The sequence below is a fragment of the Okeania sp. SIO3I5 genome (genome assembly GCF_010672085.1).
Classification (GTDB): Bacteria; Cyanobacteriota; Cyanobacteriia; order Cyanobacteriales; family Microcoleaceae; genus Trichodesmium.
In genome coordinates this window covers 69,035-84,615 of record NZ_JAAHHT010000006.1, presented here as the reverse complement: position 1 = coordinate 84,615, position 15,581 = coordinate 69,035, and the positions used below count along the sequence as shown (strand labels likewise).

Sequence of the window (15,581 nt, the reverse complement as noted above, 5' to 3'; positions counted from 1 at the left end):
GGATTGACCAAGAAGGAAAAAAATTTATTTCTCGCATTGGTGATTGGATCTGGCGCCGGTAACCTATCCATCCCATCCTACGGACAACTCCGCAATTTAAGTCTGCGACAGCCGTTTAGCTAGGGCACAACGCGCGTTAACGCGGAGCGACATGAAAAACGTAGTTATGCGTAGCAAAACGACCGCTTTTTCCCCTTTACTGGAGAGACTTTAAAGGTGAATTATTTAATTAATAATTATTAATTATTCGGTAAGTATTTATACTATATAGCTCGTATTCATTGACCTTTCTAATTTGTCAAATTATGAGAAAATATTAAGCATAAACACTTACTTAATTGTTTACTTATAAGTTACCACTATGATTTATTCCTGAATTCTGAGGACTGAGGACTGAGGACTGACTCCTAGTTTAATACTATATTCTGAATTCTGAAGTGCCGAATGTAGGTTAAAACTTTTCCAAGAAATCTAAGTTCATAAGCATACATTAATTATCCATTCTATTAACTTCCTATTGCCTCTGACCTGTTCCCTCTCTCAGCTAGGAAATTCCTAAAAGTACGACTACTTATTATATCAATTGTTATGACTAATTTGATGGCATCAAGTATTCCTGTTGCTTTGACTATTGCTGGTTCTGATAGTGGCGGTGGAGCAGGTATTCAGGCAGACTTGCGTACTTTTGCTTTTCACTGTGTTCATGGTACAAGTGCTTTGACTTGTATCACTGCTCAAAATACTTTGGGAGTGAATAGGGTTGATGCTTTGTTGCCAGAGGCGGTTAAAGCACAAATTGAAGCGGTTGTTAAAGATATAGGTGTCCATGCTACTAAAACAGGAATGTTACTCAACCAAGAGATTATTTTGGCTGTAGCTGAGGCAGTGGAAGCTTTAAGTTTAAAACAATTGGTGGTAGATCCAGTAATGGTATCTCGTGCAGGTGTTCAGTTGATTGATGATTCGGCAGTGGCAGCTTTACGGGATTTTTTGTTACCAAAGGCCAGTATTGTTACTCCTAATATTTATGAAGCCGAGATTTTTACTGGTTTAGATATTAATGATATTAATGATATGCGACTGGCAGCTGAGAAAATTCACAAATTAGGGGTGAAGACTGTTTTGGTAAAGGGGGGAGCTTTGAAGAGTAATTTGCGAGGAGCAGATGTTTGGTTTGATGGGGAGTGCTTTGAAATTTTGAGAACTACGATAGTTGAGACTACTAATACTCATGGTACTGGTTGTACTCTCTCAGCAGCGATCGCTGCAAATTTAGCTCAAGGACAAGATTTATTTTCTGCGGTTAAATTGGCAAAGGATTATGTCACAAATGCTTTAAAGTATGCTTTGGAAGTTGGTCAAGGCCAAGGCCCAGTGGGACATTTTTTTCCTTTGTTATTAGACATCTCCAGAAAAGAGGGAACACTTAACTGGGAACACTTAACCCACCCCTAACCCCTCCTGGGAGGGGAATAAGAGATAATTTCTTATGGGAGAATTGATTTGATTTTTAATTTTAACGCTTATGTCTATTAAATACTTGCACGGGTTTGCATTGATGAGATGGAGAATTTGAGATGGAGAATTTTGGGATAATAGGGAATATTAAGAACTTTAGATAGACCGTTATTTTAAGATAGCTTAATTTCATCAAACTGAAAACTTTAATTCATCAAAATAGCCGTTTTTGATGGGTAAAAGAAAAGTAGTCAAATAATAGTTAATATTATTAGTTATTAATCAAAGTTATTCTAATTTACCGAATAATTAATAATTAAATAATTCAGCTTTATTAGCCTTCCCTTGCAAGGGGAAAAAATTTATTTTTTCCTTTTAGTCAATCCTCTCCCTTTTAGCGAGAGGTAATTATCAATTGTCAATTAATGAAAAATATTCTAGAATTTACTGAAAATGGCTAGTAGTAAATTACTAACTATCAGCCATTTCAAGCAAAATAACACAATAAAATATATTTATCTTCTTGCACTCCCTAGGCGATAATAGCGATCGTGATGCCAGCTATATTTTTTACTTTGGTCTTCTTGAGAATCTGAAGAAGATACTTTTTTAGTTTCTTCTATGAATAAAGGAGTTGAGTTTTTCAGAAGATCTCTTTGTACTGCTGCAAAAGCATGACGTACTCCTACGGTAATCTGCTTTTTATAATCTTCTTCTGCTTTTTTTGTTTGAAATTGCCAACCTTCCTGACTTGAAGCATATAAGGGTGGAAGACGATTTAGGGCATAAGTTTCTACATCAGCTAGCTTAATATATTTTGCCAACTTTTGAGGAAGTAAGGTAATTTGACGATTTACTTCCTCTGCCACCATCTTTTCCATGATATTTATATATTTCTTTTGATTTTGAGAATTAACTATCATAATTATTTTCGGATCTCCCACTCAAGTACAAATATTTTTTTGAACTTATCTAACTCTGTTAACCTCAAATTTAGGATAAAAATACTTCTACTGATTAATTTATTTGATTCTAATAACTGTTATTAATTAACTGATAGGTATTTGATTTAATTTATGAGGAAATAACAGTTATAATTAAGTCTTCTATCCCTTTTATATTTTGGTTACCAGCTAAATATCCAATACCCCGATGTAAGTGTAGACGAAATTGACTGGCCAAGGTTTCTCTATCTATACCTATTCCATCATTATAGCAACGTTGTTTAAGAGCTACTAATAGAATATCAGAAAATTTACCTCCAAAAATTCTCCATGTTAATTCTAAGTTGCTATCAGCAGGAATTGGAATTGGAGAGGGAATACTTGATTCTGCCAAAGAGTAACAGAATGCCCAACGGCAAAGGATATTCCACTGGTCAATTTTAGTATTACGTTTAAGTTTGGTTAACTGTTCTTTGGCTACTTGAGAAAGTCGTATTCTTTCAATTGGTGGTTCCATAAAAGGTATGAGATATAGCTATGGGTGATGGGGATGATATTAGATTTTTTTCAGTTGCTTTAATCTATTATTCTCTCCTTGATAATCTATTGGGAATTCTGGTCAAACACTTTTTAATGGGTGCATCTCAATGCAAGAAGAAAGCCAAAAATTTATTGATGCATAGGGAACAGGGAACACTTAACTGGGAACAGCAGATTTGGGAATAGGAAAAAAGTATTTTGGCAAATAGCAAATATGAGATGCACCCTTTTTAATTAAGTTTGATTTGATCAGCAAAATGTTCTATTAATTCCTTGACTATTGCCTATTACTTCATCTCAAAATCAGTCAATATATAAAACTTACTATGTTTATTAGATGCCTTCAATAAGTTGTTGAGCTGATATTTACTAAAAATATCTTTAGAGACTATTGATACAATTTAAAATTTAGTAGGTCTTTATTTATACCTAAAATTCTTTACAACTACATATCTTTAAGAATAACCCAAACTTAATCTATTAATCATAAAATTTTGTAACAAATTAAGTATTATGGTAAATTTACTATCAACTTTTAGCAGTCAGTAGAAAGCCAAAAAAATATATGTCCGATTGTTTAAATGCCTGGGTTTAAATCCTCGAAATCACTGGGCTATATGGCTGAGAATGATTCACCGAAAAAAAAGCTTGAAAGCCTTTCCTTTCAAGGAGAAAAAAGCGGTCGTTTTGCTACAGGATGGGATGCCGAGGAGACCTCGCCATATCCAATAGACCAAGAGAGCGGTCGTTTTGCTATGCATAACTTTCCTATCGGAATGCTTACGCAAAGGCACTTCGGCTGTCGCCGACATGAAAAACGTTTTGCTGAGGCAAAGCGGAGCTTTTTCGTATAGGGAATGCTCCCCTTAAAATAAGAAGAGGTAATTATCGCGGCTATTTCATTCTAGAATAAAGTGACAATTTTACTAGCTTTTAGGGATTGGTTGATATAAACTTCAATCCTTGAAAAGCCATATTTTGGTTAATGCACAAAAAGTCAGACATTAGAACGAAATAGCCCTGGGTAATTAATAATTAACAATGAATAATTATTAATTATTAATTATTGCTATATCTGTTAAAATCAGCAAAATCAATAAATTTTTCATGGTAGATGTTAATTTCAAATTTACATAAATTTTTGACTTATCCTATTAATAAAAAATCGGATCGAGGGGTAATATTTTGGTTGAGTCTTAGTATGACTTTTGCTATAGTTTATGGTTTTTTGGCACTAAAAAAAGCTTTTGCTAGTAGTCTGAGTGTTCAAGATGATGCCAGACAACATATTTTTTGGATGCAACGTTTTTTTAATCCTGATTTATTTCCTAATGATTTAATTGCTGACTATTTTCAATCAGTTGCTCCTGGAGGATATACTTGGCTTTATAAAAGTGCAGCATTTATAGGAGTTAATCCGTTTATTTTAGCAAAAATTATTCCTTTTATTTTGGGTTTAATTTGCACCTATTATATTTTTAGAATCTGTTTGGAAATTTTACCAGTTCCCATGGCGGGATTTATTGCAGCTTTGGTAATGAATCAGGCTATTTGGATGAAAGATGATGTGGCTTCTGCTACTCCTAGAGCTTTTGTTTATCCATTTTTTTTGGCTTTTTTATATTATTTAATTCGTGGTTCTTTAGTCAGAATGGGGATAGCGATCGCTCTGGTGGGATTATTTTATCCGCAGTATGTTTTTGTGGCTTCTGGAATGTTAATTTTGAGGTTAATTTGCTGGAGAGATGGCAGGTTTGAATTATCATCAGAAAAACTAGATTTTTTACTTTGTGGAATTGGTTTAAGTACAGCATTTTTTGTTTTATTGCCTTATGCTTTAAGTTCTTCGGAATTCGGACCTGCTATAAGTCGAGAAGCAGCGATGAAGTTAAGGGAGTTTTATCCGAATGGGAGGAGTACATTTTTTCATGTTCATCCTAAAGATTTTTGGTTAACTGGTAAACGTAGTGGGATGTTTCCTAAGTCTTTATTTACTCCTGCTACTCAATGTGCGGGATTAGTTTTACCGTTTTTATTGTCTTTTGGTTCTGCTTTTCGTTTAATTGAAAATATTACGAGTCGTATTTGGTTGTTAGTGCATTTATTAATGTCATCTTTGGGAATGTTTTTTATTGCTCATGCTTTACTTTTTCGACTACATCTTCCCAGTAGATATACAGGATTAAGTTTCCGTATTATTATTGCTTTGGCGACGGCGATCGCTCTTACTTTGATTATTGATGGTTTGTTTAATTGGGCAGAAAATAGAGAAAAGTTTCCTATTAAATTTCGCCCTATTATTTCTTTGTTTTTAACTGGTTTAATTCTGGCATCTCTGGTTTTATATCCTGCTTTTGTTAAAGGTTTTCCTCTGGTTAAATATAAGGTAGGAAGGGCTATAGATTTATATGAATTTTTTCAAGAACAACCTGAAGATATTTTGATTGCTTCTTTGGAGGAGGAGGCAAATTTATTACCGACATTTGCTCAACGTTCTATTTTGTTGGGGAGGGAATATGCTATTCCTTATCAGGTTGGTTATTATAGTCAGTTTCGTCAACGAACTATAGATTTAATTTTTGCTCAATATAGTTCAGATTTAATGGATGTGAAAAATTTTATTCAAAAGTATGGAGTTGATTTTTGGATGGTACATCGTGGTGGTTTTACGCCGGAATATGTTGAGGATAATAGTTGGTTAATGCAATATGAATCTGCACAGGATGCGGTTACTTTTTTGCAGTTGGGATATATTCCTGCTTTGGCAACAACTATATCTACTTGTACTGTTTTTCAGAATGATAGTTTATTTGTTTTGGATGCTAATTGTATTTTGAGGGAGGGAGAAGAAATTAACAATTAATAATTACTTATTTTGAAAAATAAGAGGATTTGTTAAAAGTAAATTTTTTCTTTTTTCTCCCTATAGGGCAACAGCAAAGGAGAGACTTTAAATCTTTATTTTTCGGTAAATATAATTGTAGAATATTCCTCTAGCTAGAAATATTCACTTTCTTTCTTGTACTGTTTTTCAGAGTGATAATTTATTTGTTTTGGATGTTAATTGTGTTTTGAGGGAGGGAGAAGAAATTAATAATTATAAATTAACAATTAACCATTAACAATTAACAATTAATAATTACTTATTTTGAAAAATAAGAGGATTTGTTAAAAGTAAATTTTTTCTTTTCTTCTCCCTATAGGGCAACAGCAAAGGAGAGACTTTAAATCTTCATTTTTCGGTAAATAGGATTGTAGAATATTCCTCTAGCTAGAAATATTCACTTTCTTTCTTGTACTGTTTTTCAGAGTGATAATTTATTTGTTTTGGATGTTAATTGTGTTTTGAGGGAGGGAGAAGAAGTTAATAATTAGAAATTAACAATTAATAATTACTTATTTTGAAAAATAAGAGGATTGGTTAAAAGTAAATTTTTTCTTTTCTTCTCCCTGTAAGGCAACAGCAAAGGAGAGACTTTAAATCTTTATTTTTCGCTAAATTAGGATTGTAGAATATTCCTCTAGCTAGAAATATTCACTTTCTTTCTTGTACTGTTTTTCAGAATGATAGTTTATTTGTTTTGGATGCTAGTAGAATATTCCTCTAGGTAAAAATATTAACTTTCTTTCTTGTACTGTTTTTCAGAATGATAGTTTATTTGTTTTGGATGCTAATTGTGTTTTGAGGGAGGGAGAAGAAATTAATAATTAGAAATTAACAATTAATAATTACTTATTTTGAAAAATAAGAGGATTGGTTGAAAGTAAATTTTGTTTTTTTTCTCCCTGTAAGGCAACAGCAAAGGAGAGACTTTAAATCTTAATTTTTCGGTAAATAGGATTGTAGAATATTCCTCTAGGTAGAAATATTAACTTTCCTTCTTGTACTGTTTTTTAGAATGATAGTTTATTTGTTTTGGATGCTAATTGTGTTTTGAGGGAGGGAGAAGAAATTAATAATTAGCAATTAACAATTAATAATTACTTCTTCTTAAAAATAAGAGGATTGGTTGAAAGTAAATTTTTGCTTTTTCTCCCTATAAGGTAACAGCAAAGGAGAGACTTTAAATCTTAATTTTTCGGTAAATAGGATTGTAGAATATTCCTCTAGGTAGAAATATTAACTTTCCTTCTTGTACTGTTTTTCAGAATGATAGTTTATTTGTTTTGGATACTAATTGTATTTTGAAGAATGGAGTAGGGTTATAAATTCAAAATTCAAAAGTCAAAAGTAATCTGTGACTGAGTTTTTCCTACGGAAATGCTCCGCAAACAGTATTTATAAATGTCCTAATCTTTGGTTTAACTGCTATATATAGTAACCCTATTATTCGTATCAAAAATTTAGTTGCTTTTAGAGAACAGGCAATAAGGAACAGGTAGAAGTTTCAGTTTTTTTATCTACTTTTGAATTTTTCACAACCTATTTAGGATTACTATATTGTTAATTGGTGTATATCCTAAAATTCACCTCAAAATTTGTGTCATCCAAATGTCTAATCTAATTAATATTAAACATCAATGGGAAAACCAAGGTTTTTGCATTTTTCCCAACTTCCTAGAACCAAAAAAACTAGAAAAATTACAACTTATCTGTGATGATATTTTCCAACAATGGCTAGCAGCATCACCCAATATTGAAGAAGCTGCAAATACAACAAATATGGCATATTTAACTAAGCCTAACTACTTTTACAAAAACTCTAGTTGGTTAATAGAACTATTAGAATTTATTGCCGATCGAAAAATTATCGATATATTAGAATTTATTTCTGGTGAAAAAATTCTTTTCCATAATACCCAATATTTTTTTAATCCTGCTGATAAATCTTGGAAAGGTATTTGGCATCGTGACACACAATTTTTAGCTCCAAAAGCTGAACTAGAAAAACAAAGAATTAAATATAATACTGGTGTACATTTCCGAGTAGCTTTTCTGGCGGATGATTATTTGGAATATGTACCTGGTTCTGAAAAAAGGTGGGATACTCCAGAAGAATTATCAATTATAAAATCAGAAAATGGGAAATTAAATACAGATGATAATATGCCGGGTAAACAGAAAATTTTCCTGAATAAAGGAGATGCTTTATTATTTCATGCTTGGGGAATTCATCGGGGAGTTTATGATTTTAATAAACCTAGACGTACTTTAGATATTATCTATAGTTGGGGTCATCATTGTGATTATTGTATACCGCTTATTACTTGTTTTGAGCAGTTATACTTGTTAGAAAAATTAAGTCCGAATGCTAGGGAGTTTTTTAGTTATTTTATAGAAACATCTCAAAAATATTGGTAAGAAAATCTAGCAATGAAGCATTCAATAATTTTTTTGATATTCTTGAAATGGTTGTAAAATAATTCCTAAAATTTTATCAACTTCTTTTAGCTTTTTTGTAAGTTGGGTCTTGAATAGTTTGGATATATTCTTGCCAAGTTGCTGTTACTTAGGGTTTGCTGAATAAAGTCTTTTGGTAGGGGTAGGAGACAGGAGACAGGAGACAGGAGAAATGGAAATTATAGACGAGGTAGTCGTAAAAATTGTCCCAAGATTTTTCTGCCATAATTATCCCAAGATACTAGCTTTTTGAGCTTTTTAGACCGAAAAGCTTGCATTTTTTTCGACCAAAAAAGGCAACAAACCAATATCAGTCAATGCTTTGATATTTAATCAGCAAGCTACTTAGGTATCTGTAGTTAGTTGAATTTGAGTGTGGTTCATTTTATCGTATTTTTTTTCACAAATCATTTAGCATTACTATACAAAATAAGAATTATTGAGCATTTATTTCTTGAAATTCCTTCAATAACCAAGGATAAACTTGACCTTGGTTTGTTTGGCAACTGCGCTGAAGTGCTTCTTCTAACAAAGAAATAGGTAAACCAGACAAAACTTGAGACTGATCGATTTTTCTACTTCCTCCATTCGTAACTGCAAAAGCAATAATTTCTAGATTCTGTACGTCAACTATCCAATATTCAGAAACATTCATTGCTTCATACAACAAACGTTTTTCACCTTTATCATCAGGAAGAGAGGTATTAGCAACTTCAATAACAAGATTTGGTGGAGGATAAATATCTAGATTGATAATAGAAGTTCCCCTAGGAATAACATTTGCATTTTCACCAATGTAACAGGAGACATCAGGTTGAGCTTCTCGAAACCCAGTTTTGCGATAAGTGCAGTTATCTTTAAAGTTGAGGTTAATATTTCTAGTAGCAGCAAAGAGGCCAACTGCAATAGTGATAACTGCATGGTCATTAGCATGGTCATTTCCTAATGGTGACATTTCGATTCTAAGTTTTCCTTTGTGATAGTAACTTTTAGCTTTTTCGTAAGTTGGGTCTTGAATCGTTTGGATATATTCTTGCCAAGTTGCTGTTACCCAGGTATTTGTGGTTAGTTGGGTTTGAGTTTTGTTCATTGTCAAATAATTTTAATTTTGGGAGATGTCTATTAGTCTGTCAGTTACAGCATATTTTATTGTTAGTGTAGCTTATAGAAAAAACGAGAAAGGGAAAAAGGGGAAAAGAAAAGAGGGGAAGAATCCTAGGAACGAGAGACAGACGAGACGACACGAAAACCCCCATTGATGTAGGGGATGCCCGCACCGTAATAGATACGCCAGGCACAACGGCAATTCCAAGAATAGTAGTTCCAGCAACCGCCACGGAGCAGTCTTTTATTACTATCTCCTCCAGTTTCCCAAGCACTTCCGTCGGTAGGCACTCCATCATAATTATTATGCCAAACATCCTGACACCATTCCAACACATTGCCGTGCATATCGTATAAACCAAAAGCATTGGGAGGAAAACTTCCCACATCGGTTGTTTCTTGTCGAAATTCTTCTTTAGGAGCATAAGCATAAGGATAGTTACCGTCGTAGTTAACTAACTCAGAAGACGTTATAGTTTCTCCAAAATAAAAAGGTGTTGTTGTTCCTGCTCGACAAGCATATTCCCACTGACTCTCACTGGGCAACCTATAAATTTTCCCAGTTTTCCTAGAAAGCTTTTTGCAAAACTCTATAGCGTCATACCAACTAACACTTTCTACTGGGCGGTTTTCTCCTTGAAAATGCGAAGGATTTTGACCCATCAAAACTTGATATTGTTCTTGAGTAATAGGATATTTACTCATATAAAAAGGTTGGAGAGTAACTTCATGTTGCGGACTTTCATTTTCCTCTCTTCCCTCTTCATTGTCTGGGGAACCCATGATAAAACTTCCTCCAGGAATATAAACTATTTCTAACTTAATACCATTACCTAAATCTTCTATTTTTTGCCTAGCACTTCCCTGGGTACGGTGAGTAATATAGCCGGATATATTGACAGTTGGAACTTCAAAAGTAAATAGCTCTCCTTTTTCTGATTCTGTTGAAGATAAAACACAGGGCATTGATGATTGAGATATTTTTCGTGGAGAAGTCAACTGTTTTTGTGGTTGAGAGGTAGGCTGAATAATTGATTGTCGAGATATTTCCGATGGAAAAGTAGATTCTGTTTTTCTTTGATAGTTAGGCAGAATAATAGACAAAATTTCTCCTACATTTTTAAACCTTTTCTTAGTTCCTGCAACAATCATTTTATCCAATATTTCTCCAAGTTCATCACTCACACTCGACTTTAAATAATCTCGCCATACCCAGTCATTTTCACTCACATCAAATAAATCAAAAGGTTCTACTTGAGTTAATAAATGAATACAAGTTACACCCAAACTATAAATATCGCTAGCAAAAGTTGCTTTTCCTATTGCTTGTTCCGGTGCAGCATATCCCGCAGAACCAATAATGGTTCCTGTCACAGCTAAAGCAGTCTTTGTGGCATATTTAGCTGCACCAAAATCTACCAATATAATATTATCTGGCGAGCTAGAAGCTCGCACTGGAGCTTGCATTGGATATTGATTATTATTCTTTCTCCTAATAATATTCTCTGGTTTAATATCTCGATGAATTACCTGTTGAGAATGAATAAATTCCAACACCGGCAATAAACTTTTTAACAACTCTAAAATTTGACTTTCATCAAACGCTCCCGACTCTTCTAATTCCTGTTGTAAATTTTGCCCGTCGATAAACTCTTGTACTAAATACTGTCGATTATCTTGAGTAAAATATGCGAAAAGTTCGGGAATTTGTGAATGTCTACCTAAACCATCCAAACGTTGAGCTTCTTGAGCAAATAATTCCGCAGCTTTTTCCAAACTTTTAGTTCCTTGTGCTTGAGGAAAAAATTGTTTAATTACGCAGAAATGTTTTGAAGGTTTGTCTTCATCTACAGCTTGAAAAGTTCTACCAAAACTTCCTTGTCCGATAATTTTTAGAGGGCGGTAACGTTCTTTTAAAACTAATTTTTCACCACAACTGTAACAGAATTTTGTTTGTGATGGATTAGGTTTTAAACAGTTAGGATTTAAACATTGAGTCATTTTCAGTTATCAGCTTTTTCAGTTATCAGTCTAGTAGGTTGGATTTCGGGTTCCTCAACCCAACCAATAATATAATAACGAAAACAAAACCCAACAATAAACAATAATACTGTATGTTGGGTTTCACTTTGTTCTACCCAACCTACATTATTACCTATTTTTTTATTGAATAAAAAATTATGTGTGTAGACGAACCTAGTGCAGAATGGCGGAAATAACTGACCAGTTACAAAATCCTAAAAGCCTTACTAATCAATACTTTTGACTTTTGAATTTTGAATTTTGACTTCCGCGTAGCGGCACTAGCACAATAACATTTCTTATTTTTAGATGATCGGAGTTTTTGGTAGCAGGCAACCCCTTCGGTGCAATTTTTAGGTAGCTATACACAATGAAAATTATTGAGGATTTATTTCTTGAAATTCCTTCAATAACCAAGGATAAACTTGACTTTGGTTTATTTGGCAACTGCGCTAAAGTGCTTCTTCTCACATGGATTTAAGAATTTTCTCGATATTCTTGAAATGGTTCCAAAATAATTCCTAAAATTTTATCAACTTCTTTGACATAATATTCCCCTGCATCTATACGTACAATTTTTTCTTCAAGTGTTAAAAACTTCCAATTTGTTCCAGTTGTAACTGCACCATAAATAACCTTAACTTGATTACCTGATCGCTGATTAAATAATTGCGCTCCTACCATACTAGAAACGCATTGTCCTAAGCCTCGAATAATATTTTCATTTTTAGCTTCAACGATGGTAATAACTGGAGCTGTAATGAAATATTGTTCGGGAGAACAACTGAGCAAAAAATCACAATATCCTTGTAATCCTAATTCTGCTTCTACATTAAATTCTGTTCCTGAAAAAAGACTAATTTGATAATTTAATTGTCGTCTAACATCGGCTAAAATTTGAGAAATTAATAATTCAGAACGAGCTTTTTCTGTATTAATAGCAGTTGCTAATGGAATATATTCTCGTAAAATAGTTGTGAGAATTTCAGAAGGTTGAACTGGTTTAATTTCTTCAAATAAATTTTGATTTTCTTCCAGGGTTAATTCAAAATTTGTCTTGGCGTTTTCTAATGTAAATTTACTGTAAGAAAGATTGCTCATGTAATTACTACAATGACTATTCCAAAATTTCAATTAAGGGTAGCTTTGATCTCCTTATCCAATTTTTACTTGGGTTTGGAGACTAAACCACTATGATAAAATATTACAACTTATTAGAATTGCTATAATTTATAATTAGTATCAAAAAATTATTTAGCTAATGAGTAAAACTATGAATGTTGTCTTAACTCCAGATATAGAAAAATTTGTGAAAGAGCAAATTGAGAGTGGAAACTATCAGGATGCACTAGCAGTTATTCGGGAAGGATTAGAATTATTGGCAGAGAGAGAAAGAATTTATAAGGGAAAATTTCAGGAACTTAAACAGGAGGTGGAAATTGGTGTTGAAGCACTAAAGCGTGGTGAAATATTTGATGGTGAAGCAGTATTTGATGAATTAGAAGAAGATATTAGGCAAATAGAAGTTTCCATGGAAAATAGAGGTGAAAATTAAATGGGTAGGTATGTTTTTGTTTCTCCAGCACGATTAGATTTAAAATAAATTAATACTTATCTAGCTCAAAAAAATCCACAAGCAGCAAGAAAACTACAAGCAAAAATTAGAGAAAAGTGCAGATAATTAGCAGATTTTCTAGGAATGAGACTTTGTTAATGGATAATTGATAATTGATAATTACTTCTGGTTAAAACTGAAACATAATAGAATATAAGGAAATATTATTTCTTGATTTTTTCTTGAAATAGAAGGCTTTATACTTTGATTTTTCGGTAATCGTGAAGAGCTAGCTTCAGGATTAAGAACTTTTTCTGTGGATGATTATCTTATCTTTTATTTTTAGGTTCAAAAAAGAATTGAAATTGTATGAGTAGTGAGTGGATACTGAGATTTAGAGGCACTTTTTGAAGATGGAGATGAGAGTTCATTTACTACTTAGCAAGAAAACTTAGTTGAATAAAAAGTCATGCGTATAGACAAAAGAGCCCATTTAAGTTTTATAATATCAGAATTGGGGTGAAAATGGAAGGGAAATTTCTTTGAGGCGCGATTTTTTCAGGAGCTTCAGAGAATGACAATATTGATGCTTTCCTAATGCTATGAGGTTGATGGAAATATTTGATCAGGGTTAGATAAATAAGTCGGCCGGGGTGCTTTAACAAATGATAATATTTCCTTGAACATAGCTCTATAGAAAAACTCTTGAATGTTTTGATGGCTTTTTAGTATAAATATTTGATTGAATAAAAAGTCATGTGTATAGGCGAGCAACCCCACTTAACTTCCATAATATCAGAATTGGGGTGAAAATGGAAGGGAAATTTCTTTGAGGCGCGATTTTTTCAGGAGCTTCAGAGAATGACAATGTTGATGCTTTCCTAATGCTATGAGGTTGATGGAAATATTTGATCAGGGTTAGATAAATAAGTCGGCCGGGGTGCTTTAACAAATGATAATATTTCCTTGAACATAGCTCTATAGAAAAACTCTTGAATGTTTTGATGGCTTTTTAGTATAAATATTTGATTGAATAAAAAGTCATGTGTATAGGCGAACAACCCCAGTTAAGTTTTATAATATCAGAATTTTTGTGAGGATGCAAGGGAAAATCTTTTGACCCGCGATTTTTTTCGGGAGCTTCAGAAAATGAAAATGTCGATCGCTTTCTACTCAGAAGGAATGAATAGAAAGATTTGACGAGGGAAAAAATCTTTGCGGAGCTTCAGAAAATGAAAATATTTCTGCTATTGCTTCTCAGAAAAATTCCTGAATATTTGATTGTCCTTTACCCAGGAAATTTAGTTGAATAAAAAGTCATGCGCATAGGCGAAAGACTCCAACTAAGTTTTATAGTATCAGAATTTTTGTGAGGATGCAAGGGAAAATCTTTTGACCCGCGATTTTTTTTCGGGAGCTTCAGAAAATGAAAATGTCGATCGCTTTCCACTCAGCAGAAATGCATAGAAAGATTTGACGAGGGAAAAAATCTTTGCGGAGCTTCAGAAAATGAAAATATTTCTGGTTTTGGCGGTTGGTGATTTTAGCTATGATCGTGTTTTAGTAGCGATCGTCTAAAGCCAGAGTTAGTTCATTTTCGGAAGCACTAGATCAGACAAGATGAGTAGTGAATTTTTCTTGATTGAATAAAAAGTCATGCGTATAGGCGAACGACCCCAACTAAATTTTATAGTATCAGAATTTTTGTGAGGATGCAAGGGAAAATCTTTTGACCCGCGATTTTTTTCGGGTGCTTCAGAAAATGAAAATGTCGATCGCTTTCCACTCAGCAGGAATGGATAGAAAGATTTGATGAGGGAAAAAATCTTTGCGCAGCTTCAGAAAATGAAAATATTTCTGCTATTGCTCCTCAGAAAAATTCCTGAATATTTGATTGTCTTTTACCAAGGAATTTTGGTTGAATAAAAAGTCATGCGTATAGACGAACGAGTCCAGCTAAATTTTATAGTATCAGAATTTTTGTGAGGATGCAAGGGAAAATCTTTTGACCCGCGATTTTTTTCGGGGGCTTCAGAGAATGACAATGTCGTTCGCTTTCCACTCAGCAGGAATGGATGGAAAGATTTGATGAGGGAAAAAACATTTCTGGGATCTTCATAAGATGAAGATATTTCTGGTATTGGCGGTTGGTGGTTTTGCCTATGATTGTGTTTCAATAGCGATCGCCTAGAGCAATAGTCAATTCATTTTATGAAGCACCCAGTCAGAGGAGTTGGGTAGTGAAATTTTCCTTTTATTGCGTATAGAGCAATAGTCAATTCATTTTATGAAGCACCCCGCTAGAGGAGATGGATAGTGAAATTTTCCTTTTATTGCGTATAGAGCAATAGTCAATTCATTTTGTGAAGCACCCGGACTGAGGAGTTGGGTAGTGAAATTTTCCTTCTGTTGCGTATAGAGCAATAGTCAATTCATTTTGTGAAGCACCCGGACTGAGGAGTTGGTTAGTGAAATTTTCCTTCTGTTGCGTAGAGAGCAATAGTCAATTCATTTGCTGAAGCACCCCCCAGAAAAGATGGGTAGTAAAAAATTCCTTCTGTTGCTTATACAGCAATAATTGCATTTTATGAAGCCTTCACAAGATGGAGATGATAAT

The 15,581-nt window shown here is 33.4% G+C and carries 10 protein-coding genes; 5 read left to right on the top strand and 5 right to left on the bottom strand.

Annotated elements, in window-relative coordinates; all coding sequences use genetic code 11:
• Positions 1-588: 588 nt before the first annotated feature.
• Complete coding sequence (gene thiD, locus F6K40_RS02395; protein WP_293130827.1) at positions 589-1,455, top strand: bifunctional hydroxymethylpyrimidine kinase/phosphomethylpyrimidine kinase; 867 nt, start codon at positions 589-591, stop codon at positions 1,453-1,455.
• A 518-nt stretch (positions 1,456-1,973) separates the two neighbouring features.
• Here the strand turns inward: thiD and F6K40_RS02390 are convergent.
• Both F6K40_RS02390 and dndE read right to left on the bottom strand, forming a co-directional pair.
• On the bottom strand, positions 1,974-2,381 hold the full coding sequence (locus F6K40_RS02390) for a late competence development ComFB family protein (protein ID WP_293130824.1): 408 nt from the start codon (positions 2,379-2,381) through the stop codon (positions 1,974-1,976).
• Between the two features lie 151 nt (positions 2,382-2,532).
• Positions 2,533-2,919, bottom strand: a complete 387-nt coding sequence (gene dndE / locus F6K40_RS02385; RefSeq protein ID WP_293130822.1) for a DNA sulfur modification protein DndE — start codon at positions 2,917-2,919, stop codon at positions 2,533-2,535.
• Positions 2,920-3,559: 640 nt separating this feature from the next.
• On the opposite strand from dndE, the gene F6K40_RS02380 reads away from it, so the two are divergent.
• From F6K40_RS02380 to F6K40_RS02370, 3 genes are all read left to right on the top strand, one after another.
• Positions 3,560-3,796: a hypothetical protein gene (locus F6K40_RS02380; RefSeq protein WP_293130820.1), complete on the top strand. Its 237-nt coding sequence runs from the start codon at positions 3,560-3,562 to the stop codon at positions 3,794-3,796.
• Positions 3,797-4,056: 260 nt separating this feature from the next.
• A complete protein-coding gene (locus tag F6K40_RS02375) occupies positions 4,057-5,805 on the top strand; it encodes a hypothetical protein (protein ID WP_293130818.1) in 1,749 nt (582 codons plus the stop codon).
• Positions 5,806-7,434: 1,629 nt separating this feature from the next.
• On the top strand, positions 7,435-8,244 hold the full coding sequence (locus F6K40_RS02370; RefSeq protein ID WP_293130816.1) for a phytanoyl-CoA dioxygenase family protein: 810 nt from the start codon (positions 7,435-7,437) through the stop codon (positions 8,242-8,244).
• A gap of 475 nt (positions 8,245-8,719) precedes the next feature.
• On the opposite strand, the gene F6K40_RS02365 is transcribed toward F6K40_RS02370, so the two are convergent.
• The 3 genes from F6K40_RS02365 to F6K40_RS02355 form a co-directional block, all read right to left on the bottom strand.
• Positions 8,720-9,373, bottom strand: a complete 654-nt coding sequence (locus F6K40_RS02365; protein ID WP_293130814.1) for a Uma2 family endonuclease — start codon at positions 9,371-9,373, stop codon at positions 8,720-8,722.
• Positions 9,374-9,498: 125 nt separating this feature from the next.
• Positions 9,499-11,388, bottom strand: coding sequence for a bifunctional serine/threonine-protein kinase/formylglycine-generating enzyme family protein (locus tag F6K40_RS02360; RefSeq protein ID WP_293130812.1), 1,890 nt, complete (start codon positions 11,386-11,388; stop codon positions 9,499-9,501).
• A gap of 498 nt (positions 11,389-11,886) precedes the next feature.
• Positions 11,887-12,510, bottom strand: coding sequence for a hypothetical protein (locus F6K40_RS02355; RefSeq protein ID WP_293130810.1), 624 nt, complete (start codon positions 12,508-12,510; stop codon positions 11,887-11,889).
• Between the two features lie 172 nt (positions 12,511-12,682).
• Here F6K40_RS02355 and F6K40_RS02350 point away from each other — a divergent pair, with 172 nt between their 5' ends.
• A complete protein-coding gene (locus F6K40_RS02350) occupies positions 12,683-12,964 on the top strand; it encodes a type II toxin-antitoxin system ParD family antitoxin (protein ID WP_293130808.1) in 282 nt (93 codons plus the stop codon).
• The last annotated feature ends 2,617 nt before the right edge of the window (positions 12,965-15,581 follow it).